The 22,083-nt window shown below is 64.0% G+C and carries 17 protein-coding genes; 7 read left to right on the top strand and 10 right to left on the bottom strand.

Annotated features, from left to right (window positions below):
• Positions 1 to 16: 16 nt before the first annotated feature.
• The 6 genes from X727_RS149360 to X727_RS149335 all read right to left on the bottom strand — a co-directional run bounded on the left by X727_RS149360 (position 17) and on the right by X727_RS149335 (position 6,818).
• On the bottom strand, positions 17 to 1,015 hold the full coding sequence (locus tag X727_RS149360; RefSeq protein WP_023725886.1) for an ABC transporter ATP-binding protein: 999 nt from the start codon (positions 1,013 to 1,015) through the stop codon (positions 17 to 19).
• Positions 1,016 to 1,045: 30 nt separating this feature from the next.
• Complete coding sequence (locus X727_RS149355; RefSeq protein WP_023725887.1) at positions 1,046 to 2,107, bottom strand: Gfo/Idh/MocA family oxidoreductase; 1,062 nt, start codon at positions 2,105 to 2,107, stop codon at positions 1,046 to 1,048.
• A 250-nt stretch (positions 2,108 to 2,357) separates the two neighbouring features.
• Positions 2,358 to 3,197: a carbohydrate ABC transporter permease gene (locus X727_RS149350; RefSeq protein ID WP_023668842.1), complete on the bottom strand. Its 840-nt coding sequence runs from the start codon at positions 3,195 to 3,197 to the stop codon at positions 2,358 to 2,360.
• Positions 3,198 to 3,425: 228 nt separating this feature from the next.
• On the bottom strand, positions 3,426 to 4,355 hold the full coding sequence (locus X727_RS149345) for a sugar ABC transporter permease (protein ID WP_023696936.1): 930 nt from the start codon (positions 4,353 to 4,355) through the stop codon (positions 3,426 to 3,428).
• A gap of 245 nt (positions 4,356 to 4,600) precedes the next feature.
• On the bottom strand, positions 4,601 to 5,860 hold the full coding sequence (locus tag X727_RS149340) for an ABC transporter substrate-binding protein (protein WP_023668844.1): 1,260 nt from the start codon (positions 5,858 to 5,860) through the stop codon (positions 4,601 to 4,603).
• 1 nt (position 5,861) lies between these two features.
• On the bottom strand, positions 5,862 to 6,818 hold the full coding sequence (locus X727_RS149335; protein ID WP_023696935.1) for an N-acetylmuramic acid 6-phosphate etherase: 957 nt from the start codon (positions 6,816 to 6,818) through the stop codon (positions 5,862 to 5,864).
• A gap of 199 nt (positions 6,819 to 7,017) precedes the next feature.
• Between X727_RS149335 and X727_RS149330 the strand changes: the two genes are divergently transcribed.
• From X727_RS149330 to X727_RS149305, 6 genes are all read left to right on the top strand, one after another.
• Entirely contained in the window at positions 7,018 to 7,896 is an 879-nt protein-coding gene (locus tag X727_RS149330) for an N-acetylglucosamine kinase (protein ID WP_023668846.1), read from the top strand.
• A complete protein-coding gene (locus X727_RS149325; protein ID WP_023732576.1) occupies positions 7,893 to 8,675 on the top strand; it encodes a GntR family transcriptional regulator in 783 nt (260 codons plus the stop codon). The genes X727_RS149330 and X727_RS149325 overlap by 4 nt, the downstream gene beginning before the upstream one ends.
• Positions 8,672 to 9,703, top strand: a complete 1,032-nt coding sequence (locus tag X727_RS149320; protein ID WP_023834394.1) for an SIS domain-containing protein — start codon at positions 8,672 to 8,674, stop codon at positions 9,701 to 9,703. The genes X727_RS149325 and X727_RS149320 overlap by 4 nt, the downstream gene beginning before the upstream one ends.
• Entirely contained in the window at positions 9,700 to 10,875 is a 1,176-nt protein-coding gene (nagA, locus tag X727_RS149315; RefSeq protein WP_023806186.1) for an N-acetylglucosamine-6-phosphate deacetylase, read from the top strand. The genes X727_RS149320 and nagA overlap by 4 nt, the downstream gene beginning before the upstream one ends.
• 9 nt (positions 10,876 to 10,884) lie before the next feature.
• On the top strand, positions 10,885 to 11,997 hold the full coding sequence (locus X727_RS149310; protein WP_023834395.1) for an NAD(P)/FAD-dependent oxidoreductase: 1,113 nt from the start codon (positions 10,885 to 10,887) through the stop codon (positions 11,995 to 11,997).
• 71 nt (positions 11,998 to 12,068) lie between these two features.
• On the top strand, positions 12,069 to 14,120 hold the full coding sequence (locus X727_RS149305) for an ABC transporter ATP-binding protein/permease (protein WP_023834396.1): 2,052 nt from the start codon (positions 12,069 to 12,071) through the stop codon (positions 14,118 to 14,120).
• Positions 14,121 to 14,192: 72 nt separating this feature from the next.
• On the opposite strand, the gene X727_RS0134035 is transcribed toward X727_RS149305, so the two are convergent.
• Complete coding sequence (locus X727_RS0134035; RefSeq protein WP_031204298.1) at positions 14,193 to 15,704, bottom strand: malonyl-CoA synthase; 1,512 nt, start codon at positions 15,702 to 15,704, stop codon at positions 14,193 to 14,195.
• A gap of 54 nt (positions 15,705 to 15,758) precedes the next feature.
• Here X727_RS0134035 and X727_RS1000000169620 point away from each other — a divergent pair, with 54 nt between their 5' ends.
• Positions 15,759 to 15,884: a hypothetical protein gene (locus X727_RS1000000169620; RefSeq protein WP_280806377.1), complete on the top strand. Its 126-nt coding sequence runs from the start codon at positions 15,759 to 15,761 to the stop codon at positions 15,882 to 15,884.
• 51 nt (positions 15,885 to 15,935) lie between these two features.
• Here X727_RS1000000169620 and X727_RS149300 read toward each other — a convergent pair whose 3' ends face one another.
• The 3 genes from X727_RS149300 to X727_RS149290 all read right to left on the bottom strand — a co-directional run bounded on the left by X727_RS149300 (position 15,936) and on the right by X727_RS149290 (position 22,075).
• On the bottom strand, positions 15,936 to 16,673 hold the full coding sequence (locus X727_RS149300) for a GntR family transcriptional regulator (RefSeq protein WP_023668851.1): 738 nt from the start codon (positions 16,671 to 16,673) through the stop codon (positions 15,936 to 15,938).
• A gap of 490 nt (positions 16,674 to 17,163) precedes the next feature.
• Positions 17,164 to 17,841, bottom strand: a complete 678-nt coding sequence (gene rpe / locus X727_RS149295; RefSeq protein ID WP_023729671.1) for a ribulose-phosphate 3-epimerase — start codon at positions 17,839 to 17,841, stop codon at positions 17,164 to 17,166.
• A 376-nt stretch (positions 17,842 to 18,217) separates the two neighbouring features.
• A complete protein-coding gene (locus X727_RS149290; RefSeq protein ID WP_023834398.1) occupies positions 18,218 to 22,075 on the bottom strand; it encodes a hypothetical protein in 3,858 nt (1,285 codons plus the stop codon).
• Positions 22,076 to 22,083 lie beyond the last annotated feature (8 nt).

Raw genomic sequence — 22,083 nt, forward strand, 5'->3', positions numbered from 1 at the left:
TGCTGTCGGCGAAGGATTACTTGATCGTCTTGCCGTCCGCCCCAAACCGGTATGTCTTACCCGGCTCGGGCGTTGCATACAGCGTCGCACCGGGCTCGGCGTCGTAGACACCGAAAATGCGGACCGTGATCAGCCCGGCCTTTTCGCAGTCGAGATAGAGGTTGGTGTCGGCGCCGAGATGTTCGGCATGCACCACCGTTCCCTTCCACGCGCCGGACCTTGGATCCACGGTCAGATGCTCCGGCCGCACGCCGATCGTCTTGGCCGTCTCGCCCAATCTGGCGCCGTCGATGAAATTCATCTTGGGCGAGCCGATAAAGCCGGCGACGAACTCGTTTGCCGGCGAATTGTAGAGCTCCATCGGGCCGCCGATCTGCTCGATCTGGCCGGCGTTGAGCACGACGATCTTGTCGGCCAGCGTCATCGCCTCGACCTGGTCGTGGGTGACGTAGATCATCGTCGCCTTCAGCCGGCGATGCAGCTGCGCGATCTCCAGCCGCGTGTTGACGCGAAGCGCTGCGTCGAGGTTCGACAAGGGCTCATCGAAGAGGAACAGTTTTGGCTCGCGCACCACGGCGCGGCCGATGGCGACGCGCTGGCGCTGGCCGCCCGACAGCTCCGCCGGCCGCCGCTCGAGATACGGTTCCAGCGACAGCATCGACGAGGCGACGCCGATGCGGCGTTCGATCTCCGGGGCGGGCGTGCCGGCCTGCTTGAGGCCGAGGCCCATATTGTTCGTCACCGTCAGATGCGGGTAGAGCGCGTATGTCTGGAACACCATGGCGATGCCGCGTTTTGCCGGGGGCGTGGCCGAGACATCCGCGCCGTCGATCACCACCCTGCCGGAGGTCGAATCCTCCAGCCCGGCGATGACCCTGAGCAAGGTTGACTTGCCGCAGCCAGATGGGCCGACGAAGACGACGAATTCGCCGTCGGTCACTTCGAGGTTGATGCCTTTCAGCACCTCGACCGGCCCGAAGGCCTTCTTCACATTCTCGATTACCAGCGAGCCCACGGCTTCGTCCTTGTTCTAGAGTTTGCCCTACTAGAGCTTAACTGGGGCGCCGCTGCGCACGCTCTCATCGGCGGCAAGGCAGACGGCGAGCGATTTCACCGCGTCGTCCATGTGGCGGGTCAGGTCAATGTCTTCCCGGATCGCCTTCAGCACGAAGGCCTGTTCGAGATCGCAGAGGTCCTGGTGGCCGGGTTCGCCGTCCATCGACAGCATCTCGTCCGGCCTGGCGAACTTGCCGTCCGCGCCGGTCGCCGCACTGTGCAGGCGGATGGTCGAGGTCTTGGTGTGGGTGTCGATGTCGTCCGACTTCACACCTTCCTTCATGACGATCGACACGCAGCCATTGGGCGAAATCACGTCCTTCACGAAGAACGCTGTCTCCGAGATCATCGGGCCCCAAGCCGCCTCGTACCAGCCGACCGAGCCGTCGTCGAACAGCACCTGGAGATGGCCGTAATTGTACATTGTCGGCGCGATCTCCTCGGTCAGCCGCAGCCCCATGCCGCGCACCTCGACCGGCCTGGCGTCGGTGATCTGCAGCATCACGTCGAGATAGTGCACGCCGCAATCGACGATCGGCGACGTCGTCTGCATCAACTGCTTGTGCGTCTGCCAGGTCGGGCCTGACGATTGCTGGTTGAGGTTCATGCGAAACACGTAAGGGCCGCCGAGCTTGCGCGCCTCGGCGATCAGCCTGACCCAGGACGGGTGGTGGCGCAGGATGTAGCCGATCACCAATTTTCGGCCATTGGCCTTGGCCGCGGCGACGACGCGCTTGGCGTCCGCCACCGTCGTTGCGAGCGGCTTCTCGACGAAGACGTGGCAGCCGGCCTCGAATGCCTTCACCGCATAGTCGGCATGGCTGTCGGAATAGGTGGCGATGCAGGCGACGTCGGGCTTTTCATCGCGCAATGCATCGTCGAAGGAACGACGGATGTCATAGCCCGACAGTCCTTCCGGCAATGGCACGTCGGAGCGGTTGATGAGTGCTGCGATCTCGAAACCCGGATTTGTGTGGTAGGCCAGCGCATGGCTACGCCCCATATTACCGAGGCCTGCGACGACGACGCGAAGGGGCGATTTAGAGGTCACCTAACTACTCCAGATGTTCCAGTTGTTCCTTCTGAGAGGGTGTCACCCCACCCGGCGCTTCGCGCCGACCTCCCCATCGAGGGGAGGTAGGACGTTGGCGCGAACACCCTCACTGCCAAAGAAGCTTCTCCGAAAGTCGCCCTTTGGCGGTCGTGAATGAAGCCACGACCTTTTACCTCCCCTTGATGGGGAGGTCGGCGCGCAGCGCCGGGTGGGGTGAAGGCTCCAGCAGAGATTTGTAGGGCTCCGCTCACTTGACGGCTCCGGATGTGATGCCGCGGATCAGCTGCCGCGAGAAGATGACGTAGAGGGTCAGCACAGGCATGATCGCCAGCGAGAGTGCCGCCAGGATGGCGTTCCAGTTGGTGACGAACTGGCCGAGGAAAAGCTGCGCGCCGAGCGTCACCGTCTTGGTCTCTTCCGACGGCGCCAGGATCAGCGGGAACCACAGATCGTTCCAGATCGGGATCATGGTGAAGACGGCGACCGTCGCCATCGACGGCCGCACCAGCGGCAGCACCAGCCGAAAGAAGATCGTGTATTCCGACAGCCCGTCGATACGGCCGGCATTCTTCAGATCGTCCGACACCTGCTTCATGAATTCTGACAGGATGAAGACGGCGAGCGGCAGGCCTTGCGCGGTGTAGACAAGGATCAGCGCCGTCAGCGTGTTGACCAGCCCGCTCGCCACCATCAATTGCAGGATGGCGACGGTGCCGAGCCGGATCGGGATCATGATGCCGAGCGCGAGGTAAAGCCCCATCAGCGTGTTGCCGCGAAAGCGGTATTCCGACAACGCGAACGCCGCCATCGCGCCGAACAGAAGCACGAAGAACAGCGAGGCGACGGTGACGACGAGGCTGTTCTGAAAATAGTGGATGAAGTCGCCCTGCCCGATCACGGTGGTATAGCCGATCAGGTCGAAGGTTTTTGGCGTCGGCGGCGTCAGCGGTTCGCTGAAGATGCCGGCGCGTGACTTGAACGAATTCATGATGACCAGGATCACCGGAAACAGCGCGATCGCCGTATAGGTCAGAAGGATCGCGTGGGCGCCGATGGTGCGGGGCAGCGAACGGGTGGCGGTGCTCATTGGAAGGTCTCCTGACGAGCGATGACTGTTGAGGTCGGCACCAAGGCACCCCCCTCTGTCCTGCCGGACATCTCCCCCTCAAGGGGGAAGATTGGCAGCTTGAGGCTCGGCGCCTCTTCTCCAACGCTGGAGATTTGCGAAGCCAATGGTGCCATCCAATCTCCCCCCTTGAGGGGGAGATGGCCGGCAGGCCAGAGGGGGGTGTTTAGCCGTAACATGTCTGCCCCTCTAAAACTGGTAGCGACGCAGGCGCGTCTGGACGAGGAACAGGTAGACGCAGACGCCGCCGAGGATGATCAGGAACATCATCGTGGCGATCGCCGCACCCATATTGGGATCGCCGGTCTGCAGCTGGAAGCCGAAGAAGGCGCGGTAGAGGAAAGTGCCCAGAATATCGGTCGAATAGTTCGGGCCGGCCAGCGCCCCTTGCGCGGTGTAGATCAGGTCGAAGGCGTTGAAATTGCCAACGAAGGTCAGGATCGAGATGATGCCGATCGAGGGCAGGATCAGCGGCAGCTTGATCTTCCAGAACTGCGACATGCCGGTGATGCCGTCACACTCGGCAGCCTCGATCACCTCTTCGGGGATCGACAGGAGTGCCGCATAGATCAGCATCATCGGAATGCCGACGAACTGCCAGACCGAGATCAGGCTGAGCGCGGTCAGGGCATATTGTTCTTTGCCGAGCCACGGCGTGAACAGGCTTTTCAGGCCGACCAGATCCATCAGATGCGGCGCCACGCCCCACAACGGCGACAGGATCAGTTTCCAGGCGAAACCGACGATGACGAAGGAGAGGATGGTCGGCACGAAGATCGCGGTGCGATAGAAGGCGGCGAATCTCAGCCTCGGGCTGGACAGCAATGCCGCCAGCATGACACCGATCGGGTTCTGCACCACCATGTGGATGATGAAGAACCAGGTATTGTTCCGCAGCGCGTTCCAGAAGCCGACCGACCAGTTGGGGTCGCCGAACAACGTACGGAAATTAGTGAAACCGACGAACACCTGATGCTGATCGACATTGCGGAACAGCGACAGCTGCAGCGTGCCGGCCAGCGGCAGGATCATGATCGCCGTATAGACCAGCAGCGCCGGCGCCAGAAAGACGCCGATATGCCAGCGGAACGGTCGTTTCGGTCGTGTTTGTGCGGCCATGAGTGCGGTCCCCGCCGATCAGGTTTAGCACTGCCTTCGACGGCAGCGCTGCCCCCTCACCCTTACCCTCTCCCCGTGAAGGACGGGGAGAGGGGGCGCCTGCGTTTCGGCTAATCCTTCTCCCGTCACTATACGGGGAGAAGGTGCCGGCAGGCGGATGAGGGGCGGCGCCGTCGTTCGCAGTCGATGATGCTGTCGAAAAACGCAGGGCCGTCCACTTGGGGCCCTGTCTGTTGTCTGAGCTCTTATTTGCCCGGCTTGTACCAGCTGTCGAGGCCGTCCTGCAGCTTCTTGGCGGCAGCTTCCGGCGTGTCGGTGCCATTGATCACGTTGGCCGATTCAACCCAGGTTTCGTTCTCGAGGTTCGGCGTGCCGCGCGACAGGATCTGGTAGGTCGAGCGGATCGTCGACTTGCACTTGTCGCGCCAGGAGACGAATTCCTGCGCCAGCGGGTCTTCCATCTTCACCGGGGTGGAATTCAGGCTGAAGAAGCCCGGCAGTGCGTTGGCGTAGATGGTGGCGAAGTCCGGCGAGGCGACCCAGGACAGGAAGGTCTTGGCCGCGTCGGCATTCTTCGACGCCGCATTCAGGCCCATGCCGATATCGGTATGGTCGGAGATGTAGCAGGTGTCGCCGGCCTTCTCGACCGGCGGCGGGAAGGCGCCCATCTTGAACTGCGCCTGGGTGTTGAACAGGCCGATCTCCCACGATCCCGCCGGGTAGATGGCGGCGCGGCCAAGCGTGAACAGGTTCTGGCTGTCCGGATAGGTCTGGGCCTCGAAGCCGTCGCCGAGATAAGGCTTCCACTTGGCCAGTTCCTCATAGGGAGCAACCCAGTCCTTGTCGGTCAGCTTCTGGTCGCCCTTGATCAACGCTGCGCGGCCCTCTTCGCCCTTCCAGTAGTTCGGACCGATGTTCTGATAGCCCATGGTCGCGGCTTCCCAGAGGTCCTTGGTGCCCATGGCCATCGGGATGTAGGTGCCGTCGGCCTTGATCTTGTCGAGCGCGGCGAAGAACTCGTCACGCGTCGTCGGCACCTTGAGGCCGAGCTTGTCGAAGGCGTCCTTGTTGTAGATGAAGCCGTGAATGACCGAGGCCATCGGCACGCAGAAGCTCGCCTTGCCGTCGTCGGTCTGCCAGGCGGCCTTGGCAACGGGCGAAAAGTTTTCCATGCCGGGCAGCGCCGACAGGTCGGCAAGGTTGCCCTTCTTGAACAGTTCGAGCGACTTGTCGAACGGGCGGCAGGTGATCAGGTCGCCAGCCGAGCCGGCGGCGAGCTTGGCGCCGAGTGCGGCGTCATACTCGGTCGGCGCCGACGGTGCGAACACCACTTTGATGCCCGGGTTCTTGGCCTCAAAAGCCGGGATCAGCTTGTCCTTCCAGATGGCAAGGTCGTCGCCGCGCCAGCTTTCGATATTGAGCGTTACGTCATCGGCGTGAGCCAACCCGGCGGTGCCGAGAATGCTGGTGCCGAGAAGCAGTGCCGTCAGTAATTTCGTTGTCATGCTAGTCTCCCTGTTGACCTTTTTCAGGTTCGGTTTTGAGAACAGGGGCCTTCGCGCCCTTGTTCCCCTCGATCGCGGAAAGGGCTGGCCGCAGCTTCTGGCCGGTCCCTTCCAGTATCTTCTCGGCCGCAACGGCGTTGGCAGCGCCGGCGGCGAGCAGAATGGCTGTTTTGACGACGCCGCCGCTCGCTTCGAGCAGCCGCACGGCGTCTTGCCGGTCGCGGCCGCTGATAGCGGCGACGATGCGAGCCGCGCGGTCGCGCAGCTTGATGTTGTCGGCGGTGAGATTGACCATGTAGCCGTCATGGACATGGCCAAGATGAATGGCGGTAAGCGTCGACAGCATGTTGAGCGCGATCTTCTGGGCAGTGCCGGCGCCCATGCGCGTCGAGCCGGCAATCACCTCCGGTGGCGTCTCGAGCAGGATGGCGACGTCGGCCAGCCTGAGCAGGGGCGTGTCCTTGTTGTTGGCAATGGCGATGGTTGCCGCGCCCCGGCTGCGCGCATCCTTCAGCGCCTGCACCGCATAGGGCGTCGAGCCGCTGGCCGAAATCGCGATCAGGCAGTCGCCCTTGCCGATGCCGGCGCCGGCAATTGCCGTCGAGGCTTCGTCGGTGTCGTCTTCCGGTCCGCCGGCCAGGGTCTTGAAAGCGTCGTCGCCACCGGCGATGAGGATGGCGATGCGTTCGCGCTTGATGCCGAAGGTGCCGGGCAACTCCAGCGCGTCGGCCAGCGCCATCAGGCCGGAGCTGCCGGCCGCAGCATAGGCGAGCTTGCCGCCGCCGTTCAGCCGCCCGGCGATGATTTCGGCTGCGGCGGCGATGGCGGGAATGGCGTCGCGCACAGCCTTGGCGGCCTCGATCTGCGCATTGACCAAAGAAGAAAGGATGGCGTCCGGGGCCTGGATGTCCAGTCCCTCGGCATTGCTGTGAAGCGCTTCGGTGCGCGGTTCGGCCATCCCTGTCCCTCCGATGGAAGAACAATACCAAAAAAATACCACTTGTCCACACGCATTAACGAAATTGCGAACTGGAAATCGTTGAGCCGGCGAAATTCCCGGGTTTTTCAACCTGATACGCCTTAATCTTTTTGAAACGGAAATTAATCCCTTGGCTATTGGTATTTTATTGGTATTATCCGCGCGGAGGAGACATCGCGTGAAATTCGTGCTCGGTATCGACGGCGGCGGCACCAGCTGCAGGGCAGCCCTTGCGACAGGCGATGGCGTTGTCATTGGCCGTGCCAAAAGCGGCGCCGCCAACATCCGCACCGATCTCACCGGCGCTCGCACCCACATCGTCGAGGCTGCTCGTCAGGCCTTCATCGCCGCCGGGCAAGATCCGGACCTGATCCCGCAGACACCAGCCATTCTCGGCCTTGCCGGCGCCAATGTCGGCACCTACCGCCAGCAGCTTGAAGCAATCCTGCCGTTCAGCATCAGCCGCGTCGAGACGGACGCCGAGATCGCGCTCGAAGGGGCAGTCGGCTCTGGTGACGGCGCCATGGCCATCCTCGGCACCGGCACCGCCTATATGGCGCGCAAGGGCGGCACGTCGCGCGCCATCGGCGGCTGGGGCTTTCAGGTCGGTGATCAAGGCAGCGGCGCCCGGATCGGCCGCGACCTGCTGGAGCAGACGCTGCTCGCCCATGACGGCGTCCGGCCGCGCTCAGCCCTGACCGACAGCATGATGGCCATTTTCCGCAACAATCCCGAAGACGTGGTCGAGTTCACCACCAATGCCAAGCCCGGCGATTTCGGCGGCTTCGCGCCCAAGGTTTTCGAGCATGCCGAGAAGGGCGACAGCGTCGCCAACTGGATCGTGGACAAGTCGGTTGCCGATGTCGAGGCGTCGCTCCACGCGCTCGACCTCTCTGATGACGCCCCGCTCTGCCTGCTCGGCGGGCTGGCGCCGCTCTATGGGCCGCGCCTTTCCCAGCGCTACCAGGCGCTGCTGAAAGCGCCGCTCGACGATGCGCTGGGCGGCGCCGTGCAGATGGCGGCCCGCATCTTCGTCAAAGCGGAGGCGACGCGATGAGCGATGCCGCCGACCAGATCTTCGCCACGCTGAGGCAGTCGTCGCAGAGCGGCGCCCCGCTCTACCTGCAGCTCAGGAAAAGCATCGAGGACGCCGTCAATCGCGGCCTGATCGGGCCGGGCGATGCGCTGCCTTCCGAGCGCGACATCGCCACCAAGGCCGACATTTCGCGCGTCACCGTCCGCAAGGCGGTGCAGGACCTAGTCAAGGGCGGTATCCTCGTGCAGCGCCACGGCTCCGGCACCTTCGTGGCGCCGCGCATGGAGCGCGTCGAGCAGTCGCTGTCCAGGCTCACTTCATTCACCGAAGACATGGCAAGGCGCGGCATGGCGGTGCGTTCAGCCTGGCTCGATCGCGGCCTCTACGCGCCCTCGCCCGACGAGATGATGGTGCTCGGCCTGTCGTCGAACGAGCTGGTGGCGCGCGTGGCGCGCCTGCGCATCGCAAACGACACGCCGCTGGCCATCGAGCGCGCCTCGTTGTCGGCCAGCGTGCTGCCGGATCCGGCCGGGATAGGCTCGTCACTCTATGCGGCGCTGCAACTGACCGGCAACCGGCCGGTGCGGGCGGTGCAGCGCATATCGGCCGCCAATCTCGGCGACGCCGATGCGCGTCTGCTCGAAGTGCCATCCGGCATTGCCGGCCTGCACATCGAACGCATTTCCTATCTCGCGAGCGGCAAGGTGATCGAGTTCACCCGCTCCATCTACCGCGGCGATGCCTATGATTTCGTCGCCGAATTGCGCCTGACAGGGCCGAGCGAAGAGGGCCGACCATGATCCCCAAGACCACCCATATGCGGCGCGAGATCGACGAAATTCCGCAAGCCGTCGCTCGCCTGCTCGATGGCTCGGCGGCGGTGCTGACCGAGGCCGGACGCGGCATTCGCGAGCGCGATCCGAGCTTCGTCGTTACCGTCGCGCGCGGTTCGTCCGACCATGCCGCCACCTTCATGAAATATGCCGTCGAACTGACCGCCGGCCTGGCCGTGGCATCGGTCGGTCCGTCGATCGCCTCGATCTACGGCGCCAAGCTCAAGCTCGCCGGTTCCGCTTGCCTCGCCATCTCGCAATCCGGCAAGAGCCCTGACATCGTCGCCATGGCCGAGACGGCACGGGCCGGCGGTGCGCTCACCGTCGCCATCACCAACACCGCCGATTCGCCGCTGGCGCGGGCTTCGGATTTTGCCATCGACATTCTGGCCGGCCCCGAGCGCAGCGTCGCGGCGACCAAGACATTCGTCAATTCGGCGGTCGCCGGCCTGGCGCTGATGGCGCATTGCACCGGCGACGACAGACTGCTGGCCGCCCTTGCCCGCCTGCCCGAGCATTTCAGCAAGGCGATCGCCTGCGACTGGATGGCGCTGGCCGGCGCGTTGGAGACGCCGCAATCGCTGTTCATCCTCGGCCGTGGCCCGTCGGCGGCGATGGCCAACGAGGCGGCGCTGAAATTCAAAGAGACCTGCGGCATGCATGCCGAGGCTTACAGTGCAGCCGAAGTCATGCACGGCCCGCTGGCGCTGGTCGGGCCAGGCTTCCCGGTGCTGGCACTCGCCGCCCGCGATGCCTCCGAGCCGTCCGTGGCAGAGGCTGCCGACAACCTTGCCGGCAAGGGTGCAGCAGTTTTTGTAACCTCGGACAAAGCCAAGAGCGCGGCGCGGCTGCCGCATGTCGCCACCGGTCATCCCTTGACCGACCCGCTGACGCTGATCGTCTCCTTCTACGGCTTCGTCGAAGCCTTCGCCCGCCATCGCGGCCTCGATCCGGACGTACCGCGCAATCTGCGCAAGGTGACGGAAACCGTATGAGCGACCGTTTTGCCCTGACTGGCGCCCGAATTTTCGATGGCGACGACTGGCATGATAACGCCGCCCTTGTCGTGCACGGCGATGTGGTCGAAGGCATTCATCCCGTCGGCGCCATTCCGTCGGGCGTTGCCCGCATCGACGCCGGGGGCGGCATGCTGGTGCCGGGTTTTGTCGACCTGCAGGTCAATGGCGGCGGCGGCGTCATGCTCAACGACCATCCCGATGTCGCCTCGCTGGCAACAATCTGCCGGGCGCATGCGCCGTTCGGCACGACCGCACTGCTGCCGACGCTGATCACAGATACGCCTGACATCACCGCCGCGGCCATTGCCGCCGGCACCGGGGCGGCACGGCAAAAACTGCCGGGATTTCTCGGCCTGCATCTCGAAGGGCCGCATCTCTCCGTCGCCCGCAAGGGCGCGCATGAACCGGCGCTGATCCGGCCGATGACGGATGCGGATGAAGCGGCGCTGGTCGCGGCACGCAAAAACCTGCCGGTGCTGCTGACGACGATAGCGCCTGAATCCGTCGAGCCTGCCCGCGTTGCGGCCTTGGCCAAGGCCGGTGTGATTGTCAGCCTCGGCCATTCCGACACCGGCTACGCCACGGCCAGAGCCTTTGCCGATGCCGGCGCCAGCGTGGTCACACATCTGTTCAACGCCATGAGCCAGATCGGCAACCGTGAGCCGGGGCTGGCGGGTGCGGCCATCGACATAGGCAGTCTGTCGGCCGGGATCATCGCCGACGGCATCCATGTCGATCCCGCCACCATGGCAATCGCGCTGCGCGCCAAGCAGGGGCCGGGCAGGATCGTGCTGGTCACCGACGCCATGGCGACGATCGGCACCGACATGACGTCGTTCACCCTTAACGGCCGCATCATCTATCGCAAGGATGGCAGTCTGCGGCTGGCCGACGGCACGCTGGCCGGCGCCGATCTCGATATGATCTCGGCCGTCCGCTACATGCACAGGATCGTCGGGCTGGACCTGTCGGAAGCGTTGCGCATGGCCTCGCTCTATCCGGCGCAGGCGGTCGGCCAGGCCCACCGGCTCGGCCGCTTCGCCAATGGCACGGCTGCCGATATCGTCGCTCTGTCGGACGCCCTCGACGTCAACGGCGTCTGGATCGGCGGCGACAAGGTTTTTGCAGGCGCGGACAGTCCGCGCTAAAGTCCACCCATGCATGATGTCGACTGCGTTGTCGCCGGAGCCGGTGTTGTCGGCCTCGCCATTGCCCGCGCGCTGGCGCTGTCGGGCCGCGAGGTGCTGGTGGTCGAGAAGGCCGCAGCCATCGGCACGGGCACCAGTTCGCGCAATTCGGAAGTCATCCATGCCGGGCTTCATTATACGCCGGGCAGCCTGAAGGCCCGTCTCTGCGTCAACGGCCGCGAGCGTCTCTATGCCTATTGCCGCGAGCACGACGTCGCCCATCATCGCACCGGCAAGCTGATCGTTGCCGTCGAACCCGACCAGTTGGACAAACTGCAGGCGATCCAGATCAACGCGGCGCAATGCGGAGTCGGTGACCTCAAGCTTTTGACGCGCGCAGAGGCCGAAAGCCTGGAACCGGCGCTGAGCTGCGCCGGCGCGCTGCTGTCGCCGTCAACCGGCATCGTCGACAGCCAGGCGCTGATGCTGTCATTGCGTGGAGACGCGGAAGCGGCCGGCGCATCTTTCGCCTTGCTCACCGTTGTCTCAGGCGCGAGCATCGAAGCCGACGGCATCCGGATCGACACGCGCGACGCCGATGGCGAGGGTTTCACCTTGAAGACCGGCGCCTTCATCAACGCCGCCGGCCTCGACGCGCAGGCGCTCGCCGGCCGCATCGAAGGCCTCCCGCAAGACCGTGTTCCGCCGCTGTGGCTGGCGCGCGGCAATTATTTCGCGCTTTCCGGCCGCTCGCCCTTTTCGCGGCTGATCTATCCGGTGCCGGTCCATGGCGGCCTCGGCGTGCATCTGACCCTCGACATGTCGGGGAGCGCGCGCTTTGGCCCGGATGTCGAATGGATCGATCGCGTCGACTATACCGTCGATCCCGCACGAGGCGCTGCCTTCTACGACGAAATCAGGCGCTACTGGTCCGGCCTGGCGGACGGCGCCCTGCAACCGGCCTATGCCGGCGTCAGGCCGAAACTGTCCGGTCCGGGCCAGCCGGCCGCCGACTTCGTCATCCAGGGACCGGCTGACCACGGGGGCGGTCAGATCGTCAATCTGTTCGGCATCGAGAGCCCTGGCCTTACCGCCAGCCTCGCCATCGCAGAACATGTCGTTGGGCTTTTATATCCGCAATGACGGGCGTTCCTGAAACGTCGGGCAGGCGCATACCATGAAACCTTTTGATATGGAGGTCGTTGTCGGGGCATATGTCCGAGGCAAAACCCAAATCGGAACCGGCCGACGGCATCGAAGCGCGCGATGCCCCGAAGTCGCGTCGGGAAAAGCCGTCACGGCAAACGCGCGGAGATGGACCGCGCGAGGACACGCCGCGCGAGAAAAAAGCATCGGCCGCCGAAGCCGCGTCCGAGCCCGTTGGCGAGGCTGCGCCGCCGCCGGATGCCGTCGAACCCGATCCCAAGCTGACGCCCGAGCAGGCCGAGCAGGCGCGCAAAAAATATCTGCTGCGGCGTTTCTGGATCAGCGGGCGCGGCTATTGGGGGAGGCATGGCGACAAGCTCGCCTGGCCTTTGACGATCGGAGTGCTGCTGCTGATCTGCATCAACATCGGTTTCCAGTATGGCATCAACGTCTGGAACCGCTCGATGTTCGATGCCCTCGAGCAGCGCAACGCCCGCACAGTCTATCTCCTCAGCGCCGTATTCGTGCCGCTGGTGATCTGCAGCGGCAGCCTTGTCGTCGCGCAGGTCTATCTGCGCATGACGATCCAGCGCCGCTGGCGTTCCTGGCTGACCACCGNAGACGTGTGCTCTTCCGATCTCGGCCGCTACTACCAGCTGAACCTCGTGGGCGGCGATCACCAGAACCCCGAGGCACGCATGACCGAGGATCTGCGTATCGCCACCGAGTCGCCGGTCGATTTCACTGCCGGCGTCCTCAACGCATTCCTGTCGGCCTCTACCTTTATCGTCGTGCTGTGGACCATCGGCGGCGCGCTCACCCTGCCGATCGGCGGCGAGAGCATCACCATTCCCGGCTTTCTGGTCATCACCGCGATCATCTATGCCGTCATCACCTCGACCTCGATGGTGGTCATCGGCCGCGACTTCGTCCAGCTCTCCGAGCGGAAGAACCAGGCGGAGGCCGAACTGCGCTACACGCTGACGCGCGTGCGCGAAAACGGCGAGAGCATCGCCTTGCTGGGAGGCGAGGACGAGGAGCGCAGCGGCATCGACAGGAATTTCGGCCATGTGCTGAGGCAATGGGCGCTGCTGACCGGACAGCACATGCGCACGGCCGCGGTGTCGCAGGGATCGAGCCTGTTTGCGCCGGTCGTGCCGATCCTTTTGTGCGCGCCAAAATTCCTCGAAGGCTCGATGACGCTTGGCGAGGTGATGCAGGCGGCGTCTGCCTTTGGCATCGTGCAAGGCGCGTTCGGCTGGCTGGTCGACAACTATCCGCGCCTCGCCGACTGGAACGCCTCCGCGCGGCGCATTGCCTCGCTGATGATGTCGCTCGACGGGCTCGAGCGCGCCGAGCAGAGCGATGCGCTCGGACGCATCAACCGGGGCGAAGCGGAAGACGGCGCCATCCTCAGCCTCGACAATCTTTCCGTGACACTCGACGACGGCACCTCCGTAGTCAAGGAAACCGAGGTCGTTATCGAGCCGGGCGAGCGGGTGCTGGTTTCAGGCGAATCCGGTTCAGGCAAGTCGACGCTGGTGCGGGCCGTCGCGGGCCTGTGGCCATGGGGCGGCGGCAGCGTCAATTTCCACACCGACAGGCGCCTGTTCATGCTGCCGCAACGCCCCTACATCCCTTCCGGAACGCTTCGCCGCGCGGTCGCCTATCCCGCGGCGGCGGACAAGTGGACCATCAAGCAAATCAAGGCTGCCCTCGACAAGGTGGGGCTTGGCTATCTCACCGGCAGGATCAAGGAAGAGGCGCCATGGGACCAGACGCTGTCGGGCGGCGAAAAGCAACGCCTCGCCTTCGCGCGCCTGCTGCTGCATCGCCCCGATATCGTGGTGCTGGATGAAGCGACTTCGGCGCTCGACGAGAAGAGCCAGGACACGATGATGTTGACGGTGATCCGCGAACTGCCTGACGTCACCATCATCAGCGTGGCGCATCGTGCGGAGCTCGAAGCCTTCCACAGCCGCAAGATCACCCTGGAGCGGCGGGAGGGCGGCGCCAAGCTCGTCAGCGACGTCGACCTCATCCCGCGCAAGCGCAAACGCAGCCTGCTGAACCGCGCTTTGTGGGGTTCCAGCACTCGGGTGAAAAAGCCGCGCAGGTAAAAGGCGCCACTGCCGAACCGCGAACAGATGTCCAGGCGAAGCGCTTGGGCAAAGACATTAGCCGGCTATGGATTAGCCGTAGAGACCCTTGTAGGTCTCGCGCAGCAGGTTCTTCTGCACCTTGCCCATCGTGTTGCGCGGCAGCTCATCGACGAAGATCACCTGCTTCGGGTGCTTGTATTTGGCCAGCTGGCCGGCAATGGCGCCAACGATCTCGGCCCCGGTGATCCGCGATGCCGGCGCACGCACCACGACAGCGGTGACGCCTTCGCCGAAATCGGGATGGGCAATGCCGATCACTGCGCTTTCCAGAACCCCCGCCAGCGCGTCGATCTCGCTCTCGATCTCCTTGGGGTAGATGTTGTAGCCGCCTGATATGATCAGATCCTTGCCGCGGCCGACGATATGGATATAGCCATCGGCGTCGATGATGCCGAGGTCGCCGGTGATGAAGAAGCCGTCGTCGCGAAACTCCGCCTTGGTTTTTTCCGGCATTCGCCAATAGCCGGAAAAGACATTCGGACCCTTGACCTCGATCATGCCGACTTCACCCGGGCCAAGCGCATCCCCGCTGTCTGGGTCGGCGATGCGCAGCGAAACGCCGGGCAGCGGGAAGCCGACCGTGCCGGCCCGGCGCTCGCCCTCATAGGGGTTCGACGTGTTCATGTTGGTCTCGGTCATGCCGTAGCGCTCGAGAATGGCGTGGCCGGTGCGCTCGCGCCAGGCCTTGTGCGTTTCGGCGAGCAGCGGCGCCGAGCCGGAAACGAACAGGCGGATGTTCTTCGCCGCCTGGGCATCCAGCCCGTCCTGCTGCAAGAGCCTGGTATAGAAGGTCGGCACCCCCATCAGCACTGTCGCGCGGGGCAAGAGCGAGACGATGCGGCCGGCGTCGAATTTCCGCTCGAACAGCATCGAGGCGCCGGCCATCAGGGTGACGTTGGTGGCGACGAACAAGCCGTGCGTATGGAAGATCGGCAACGCGTGGATCAGCACGTCATCCCCGGTGAAACGCCATTGCTCGACCAGCACGCGCGCATTGGAGGCCAGGTTTTCATGGCTGAGCATGGCGCCCTTGGAGCGTCCGGTGGTGCCGGATGTGTAAAGGATTGCGGCCAGATCGTCCGGCCCGCGCGCCACGGCGTCGAAATCCGTGGGCTGCTGTGCCGCCAGTGCGGTCAGCGAGCCCTCACCATTGCTGCCAAGCGTGACGGTGGCAGCACCCGACGCCTGCGCCAACGGCGCGATAGCGCCGGCGCGGGCCGGGTCGCAGACGACCAGCCGCGGCTCGGCATCACCAAAGAAATAGCCGAGTTCGGCCAGCGTGTAGGCGGTGTTGAGCGGCAGGAAGACCGCGCCGGCGCGCAGGCAGGCGAGGTAGAGGAAAATGCATTCGGGGCTTTTTTCGACCTGTACGGCAACGCGGTCGCCCGGCTCGACGCCAAAATGCCTCAGCGCATGTGCCAGCTGTGCCGATTGCGCCAGCATGTCGCCATAGGCGATCGCGCGTCCGTCATCGGTCGCCATCAGGATGCGCTCGGAGGCTGAAATCCGGCTGCGGAACGCGTCGAACAGGTGATTGGTCATGCGCATTCCCTAGAGATGATGCCGAAAAGTGTGAAGCGGTTTTCGGAGGACGTCATGCTCTATCCCTTTGATTTAGAAGCCGGATGGCCTTGGAACAAAGGAAACGATTTCGCCTCCGTCCGGCAAAAACGTGAAATCGGGTTTGCCGCCGATCAGATGAAGGCAAGCGGACTTGGATAACGGGCGATTTTGGATAGCGGGCGGATTTTGGATAGCGGACCGGAAGCGCTTCTATCTGCGGCTGCGCAGCGCCTTGGTGGCGCTCACGCGTGGATCGCCGCTGTCGTTGAAGCGCTCCATGCACATGGCTGCCGTCAGACGGTAGTGGCTGAGGAGGGCTTCAACGGCGCCATCGGCATCGCCATCCACCGTGCGCTCCGCAATCAGCCGATGTTCACTGATTTCGTCGCGCTCGCTGCCGTCCTGGGAGATCAGCCGGTAACGGGAGGCCTGATCCGAAAGCTGGTCGCAAAAGCCGGTCAGCCAATGCGAGCGGCAGCCTGCGATCAGTGCCCGATGGAAGGCGCGGTGCAGCTTTTCCCATTCCGGATTGTTCGAGGACGGATCCTCCGGCAAGCGGCGCGGGGCACGCGCCAGGCGATGCAAGGCCAGCACGAGCTGCTCTTCCCATTCGCCGGTGCGGTTGGCAATGGATTCACGCAGCGCCCGCTCTTCCAGCCAGCAGCGGGTGCGCGTCAATTCCTCGAGTTCCGGGGCACTGACCGGCATGATGAAGAAACCGCGCTGGTCGTGGCGGCCGAGCAGGCCTTCCGAAGCAAGTCGGTTGAGGGCCTCGCGAACCGGTGAGGCGCCGGCGCCGTAACGGGAAACCACCCATTCGACACGAAGCTTGCTTTCACTTTCAAACACGCCGCGCAGGAGATCGTCGCGAAGCTGTTGATAGACCGTACTAGCGAGTGTGCTCTTGGGTCCCGCGCCTTCGCTCACATCGGCAGATCCGTAGGTCAATATGACTCCTGTAGCTCTCCCATGCTCCGCTAGCCCGTTCGCGAAGCAAACGATTTCCCCTGTAAATTTACTGTAACTCCTAAGGCATCCGCCCCTCAAGCGAAAGATCACGATATTCGACTTAAAGAGGAAGGTTGACCGCATCTTATCCGCCGGAAGTAACTAAAATCGTGAAAAACTTTTTCTTCTGAAGAAAGTTTGTCTGCCAGCATGGCAGGTGCCCTCGAGAAACAGCTTCGAGATCCCGAATACGGATAATTTTTTCTTAACGCGCGTCATGCCGCCGGATTGACCTCTCCCCGCATGCAGATCCCTTCGGCAGTTATCCACTAGATTTATGGGCCAAAACTAGTGCCGGATGCCGCGATCCTGTCGCTTGCCGCGATGCCCTTGCGGCTGCCACCCGTTGACGGCTTTTTGGGAGATCGAAGGATCAGGCAGGGAGATCAGGCCGAGGAGAACCGACCAGCCGGGAACTTGCCCTGGAAAGTCAGCCGGCAGCCCGGTCGGCCGCGGTTCGGATGGCTTCTATATTGGCCCGGTAGGCTTCGACGCTGCCGCCCTTGAAGATGGCGGCGCCTGCCACCAGCACATCGGCGCCGGCTGATGTGACCAGGGGGGCGGTTTCCGGCGACACGCCGCCGTCGATCTCAATGCGAATCGGCCGGTTGCCGATCAGCGCTTTCACCCGCTTGACCTTGTCGACCATGGCCGGGATGAAGGCCTGGCCGCCAAAGCCCGGATTGACGGTCATGATCAGGATCAGGTCGAGCCGGTCGAGCACATATTCGATCGCACTTTCCGGCGTCGCCGGATTGAGCGATACGCCGGCCTTCTTGCCGAGACCCTTGATGGTCTGAAGCGAGCGGTCGAGATGCGGTCCGGCCTCGGCATGCACGGTCATGCCGTCGCAGCCGGCATCGGCAAAGGCGGCCAGATAAGGATCGGCCGGCGCAATCATCAAATGGCAGTCGAAAAAGGCCTTGGTGCGGTTGCGGATGGCCTTGATCACCGGCGGGCCGAAGGTGATGTTGGGCACGAAATGCCCGTCCATCACGTCGAGATGGATCCAGTCGGCGCCGGCCGCCGTCACCGCCTCGACCTCGTCGCCGAGCTTCGAGAAATTCGACGCCAGCACCGATGGCGCGATCAGGGTCTTCCTGCTCATGATGCGGCCCCTTTGGGCGCCCTGTTTGCGGGCGCGATCCAAACGTCTGCCTAGACCATGATCCCGAAAAGGGAAAGTCGGTATTTGTTGTGCTAGGAGCGGCCCGGCTGATGCCTTACCTGCTCGGCCTCGCTTCCGGTTATGGCCCAATTGGCGAAAACAGAAAGGAGAGCTCAGACGGGAAAGACCGTCTCTTCCATGCTGACGTCGCTGGACGGCTTTATCGAGGGACCGTCGGGCGACAGCGGCTTGCTGGTGTCCGAGGAAGATTGCACCGGCATTTCAACGACGAGATGCGGCGGACCCCGATCGCGCTGACGAAAAAAACCCGCCGAATCGCTCCGGCGGGGTTCTGAATTTTGACTCGTATCAGATCCTATGGCTTGAAGTTGGCCGCCGGATCCCTTTGCGGCTGTACCTGCGTCTGCGGCGTGCGCTTCGGTATGAACTGCTGAAGGACACCTGGATTGAGCAACAGGGTCGGATCGAGCGACGGCTGCTGCCGGATCGCCCTGCAGTTCGGGAACCGACCAACCGTGCCTTCGGGGCAGCGCCGCCTGATGATCGGCACGCACTGGCCGCCGACCATCTGCGAGCCCGGGGCGCAGTCTCCCACCTGCGGCCTCGGCTTGCGGCATGCGCCGTCGATCACCTGGGTGCCGCGCGGGCAAACACACTCGCCGCGCTTGTTGTGCACCTGGCCGCGTATGTCGCACTGTTCCAGCACAGGCTTCTTCTGCCGGCAGGCATTGCCTTGCACCTCGGTACCCCGCGGGCAGACACAATTGCCGTTGGCGTCGTGGACCTGGCCGCGGATCGAGCACTGCTCGGGCTTCGGCCGGATCGGCCGGCAGACCTTGCCCCTGACTTCTGTGCCGTCCGGGCAGACGCAATCGCCATTGGCGTTTTGGATCTGACCACGGATCGAGCATTGTTCAGGCTTTGGCCGGATCGGCCGGCAGGCTCCATTGCGCACCTCTGTCCCACGCGGGCAGACACAATCGCCATCGGCGTCATGAACCTGGCCGCGTATGCCGCACTGCTCGGGCTTCTGCTTGTCGCGCACGCAGGCATTTGCCTGTCGGTCGAGATGCGTACCTTCCGGGCAGTAGCAGCCATTGCCGTCCGACGTCGGGACCGAACCGGGGATGGTGCAGCCAGGCTTGTCGGTCTTGACGCAAGCGCCGTTCTCAAGCTCGGTTCCGCGCGGGCAGACACAGCGTCCATCCTCGGTGCGGATCTGGCCCTTGAGCAGCACGCAGGGCCTCGGATCCTTCGGCTGGATGATGACGCCGCCGTCGGGCGAGCACTGGCCGTTGCGGAACGTCGTGCCTTCCGGACACACGCACCGGCCGGCATCGTTCATGACGAAGCCTGGCGAGCATTCCTTCTTCACCTCGCGCTTGATGGTGAACGGATGGCAGGCATAGGCCTTGCCGCGATCGCCCTGGACGTTGGTCAGGTCGCCGGGCAGTACGTCGCCGCCGCCTTGCACCCTGGTGTCGGGAGACAAGACGCCGACGCAGTTCCGGCCGCTGACGTTGCCCCGCAGATTGACCAGGGGAGCGTCGGGAAGGACCACGGTGACCTTGTGCACATGGCTTTCCCCGGCGCCGAGCGTCAGGTTGGCAATGCAGGTCAACGGCAAGGTCGTCGGTTCGGGCGAGCAGCCGAAGGGCGGTTCGATTGCGGTGATCGCGACGCCTTGCAGCCGCCCCAGCCCGTCCACCCCGATCGCATCGCCGATGCGGACCGGACCGGAGAAGGCGGTCTGGCCATCATTGGTGATGGTGATCTCGAACGAGCAGGGTTGCCCCGGCTGGCACTCGGCATCGCCGGTCTTCTTGACGCTGATGGTGGACGTGCCGCCGCCCTTGGCGCAGGCCTGGCCGATCGGGTAGACGACGTCGTCTCCAGGGGCCGGGCCGTATGAGCCGCGTGCGCAGTTCTCGAACGCGCCATTGGCCAAGACCGTCACGTCGAAGTGCCTGGAGGTTCCGGGCGTCATCGCGGCGCCGGGTATCTGGCATGACAGCGCATTGGCCGGAACCGCTCCGCAGGCCCATTCCGCACCGTCGGGTGTGACGGTCTGGATCTGGACCGGCGCGCCACCCGATATCAGCGTGGCAGCATCGTTGACCCGCACCGGACCGGTGGGGGCAGCGGTGCCAAGGCTGATGACGGTGATGCGGCAGGAAACCACCGCCGCACCGGCGAGCGAGCCATTGCAGGCCTTGGTGATGCGTAGGGTCGGCTTGCCGCCATTGGGATGACGGAAGCGTTCCTTGGCGCAGGCCTTGTTGTTGGTGAGGTCGACCTCACCGGGGACGGGCTTCAGCGCCGCGCAGTTCTCGACCGAATCCGACTGGTAGCCGGCCGGCATGACCGCCTTGACGACGATCGGCGTCGAGGCGCCCGGCATCAGCACGATGCTTGCATTGTCGCAGCGGAACTGGCCGGGACCGTTCGGTCCGCATGTCCAGGGCGGAGACGGGCCGAAGGTCGAAGAGGCCGGCGCGCCGCCCGGGTAATTGTCGACAACCGTCAACGGCCCATTATAGGGGACGCTGCCATTGTTGATGATGTCGATCACGAAGTAGCAGATGCCGTCGGGCGTGCAGACCGGGATGCGGGCACGCTTCTTCAGGATCAAGTCGACCTTCTTGTCGACCGGGGGCCGGCAATCGCGGTCGCGGTCGCCACGCCGGCAGATCGGGATCGAGGCACAGCCGCGATCGTTCTGCTGGCTGCCGAACAGCGGCTTGCCGCTGGCGCCGTAATTATAGGTGGCGCAGTTGCGCAACGCGCTGCCTTGCCAACCACCCGCCGGCTTGAAGCCGAGCTTGAGGTTGATGGAGGCCCCCGGATTGAGCGTGGTCACCGGATAGGTGCACGTCATCGGGGTCACGCCGGGCATGCATACCCAGGGCGGGTTGGGCCCTGAATCCAGAGTCGAGCCGGCCGGCAGCGTCACCTCGTCGAGCACGATCTTGCCGTGATACGGCCCGTCGCCGACATTGGTGACCTTGATGGTGAAGTCGCAGCCGCCGCCCATCGTGCAACGCGTCACGTCGGCGCGTTTCTCGACCTTGAGGTCCGGTTCCTTGTCCTTGGGGGGACATCTCAAGTCACGCGGGATGACGATGTCGATGGTCTGCGTGCAGCATAGTCCCCAACCCTCCTTCGGGCCGGCATAGGTCTCGATGCCGGTGACGATGAGGTGGATGACGTCGCCGGGCGATGCACCGACGATCTTCCAGTTCAGCACACCGCCGCCCGCCGGCACCAATTGCGTGTCGGGGATGATGGTGATGCCTGGGGTCGTCGTCGATACCTGCACCCATTTGCCGCCCATCTCCGGGCCGACAGGCATGTGGTAGATGAACGCGCCGCCGCCTTGCACACAATCGACCGTGCCGCGCTCCACCTTGAAACATTCCCGGTCGGGAGGCGGAGGCCGCTTGTCACAGTTGGTGAGGTCGATCTTGATCGAGGTCTTGGCCCCGGTCTTGTAGTCGCCGTCGTCGGGCTTGCCCGGATCCTGCGACGGGATGATGGCCCCCGTGCCGACGCCCGGCGTCACCTTGATCATGCCCTGGTTGTCGACGATGGTCGGCGAAGGAAACGCCGCATGGTCGATCTTGGCGGTGATCTTGAAATTGATGACGCGTTCATTGCCAGCCCCAGCGCCGTCGAGATCGGTGGTGGAAATCCGGAAATCGGAAACCGTTGCCGTATCGTTCGGATTAGCCGAGGTGCTGATTGTCGCACCCGGCAGCGGTCCGCCAGACGCATCCGTGCCGTCGCCGGACACGTTGACGTTGACGATCGCAAGACCGTGCGGAAGCTGATCCTTGAAGTCGAGTTGGAGTTTCTTCAGCCTGGCCGAAAAGCTTGGGTCGGCAAAGCCTTGCGAGTCGCCGCGCAGGCCAAAGCTCAGGGAGTAGACGACGTAGTCGCAGCTCCTCTGTGTGCCTGTTTTGGTGAAGAACGGCACGATCCGTTCCGGCCTCGGATTGACGATTTTTGAATTGTCGAGGTCGAGCCGCAGTTCCGGAGTGATCGGGACTGCATCTTCGGCGTGGCTTGCCACAGGGGTGAACATGGCGACCGCGATACCGGCCGCCATCAGCCAGCGCGCGCCGCGCCTGGCATATGACAGGGGTTTCATGATGGTCTCCATGACGTTGGATTGACTGCTGTTCGCGGTCGGGGAAAGTGCGAGATTTTTCATCTTCCCCT

Source organism: Mesorhizobium sp. L103C105A0 (assembly GCF_000502215.1).
In the GTDB taxonomy this organism is placed as follows: Bacteria; Pseudomonadota; Alphaproteobacteria; order Rhizobiales; family Rhizobiaceae; genus Mesorhizobium.

Coding starts and splice junctions, on each gene's coding strand:
- X727_RS149350 (WP_023668842.1), bottom strand. CDS start 3,197: ATGAGCACCGCCACCCGTTCGCTGCCCCGCACCATCGGCGCCCACGCG.
- X727_RS149345 (WP_023696936.1), bottom strand. CDS start 4,355: ATGGCCGCACAAACACGACCGAAACGACCGTTCCGCTGGCATATCGGC.
- X727_RS149340 (WP_023668844.1), bottom strand. CDS start 5,860: ATGACAACGAAATTACTGACGGCACTGCTTCTCGGCACCAGCATTCTC.
- X727_RS149335 (WP_023696935.1), bottom strand. CDS start 6,818: ATGGCCGAACCGCGCACCGAAGCGCTTCACAGCAATGCCGAGGGACTG.
- X727_RS149325 (WP_023732576.1), top strand. CDS start 7,893: ATGAGCGATGCCGCCGACCAGATCTTCGCCACGCTGAGGCAGTCGTCG.
- X727_RS149320 (WP_023834394.1), top strand. CDS start 8,672: ATGATCCCCAAGACCACCCATATGCGGCGCGAGATCGACGAAATTCCG.
- nagA (WP_023806186.1), top strand. CDS start 9,700: ATGAGCGACCGTTTTGCCCTGACTGGCGCCCGAATTTTCGATGGCGAC.
- X727_RS149310 (WP_023834395.1), top strand. CDS start 10,885: ATGCATGATGTCGACTGCGTTGTCGCCGGAGCCGGTGTTGTCGGCCTC.
- X727_RS0134035 (WP_031204298.1), bottom strand. CDS start 15,704: ATGACCAATCACCTGTTCGACGCGTTCCGCAGCCGGATTTCAGCCTCC.
- X727_RS1000000169620 (WP_280806377.1), top strand. CDS start 15,759: ATGCTCTATCCCTTTGATTTAGAAGCCGGATGGCCTTGGAACAAAGGA.
- rpe (WP_023729671.1), bottom strand. CDS start 17,841: ATGAGCAGGAAGACCCTGATCGCGCCATCGGTGCTGGCGTCGAATTTC.
- X727_RS149290 (WP_023834398.1), bottom strand. CDS start 22,075: ATGAAAAATCTCGCACTTTCCCCGACCGCGAACAGCAGTCAATCCAAC.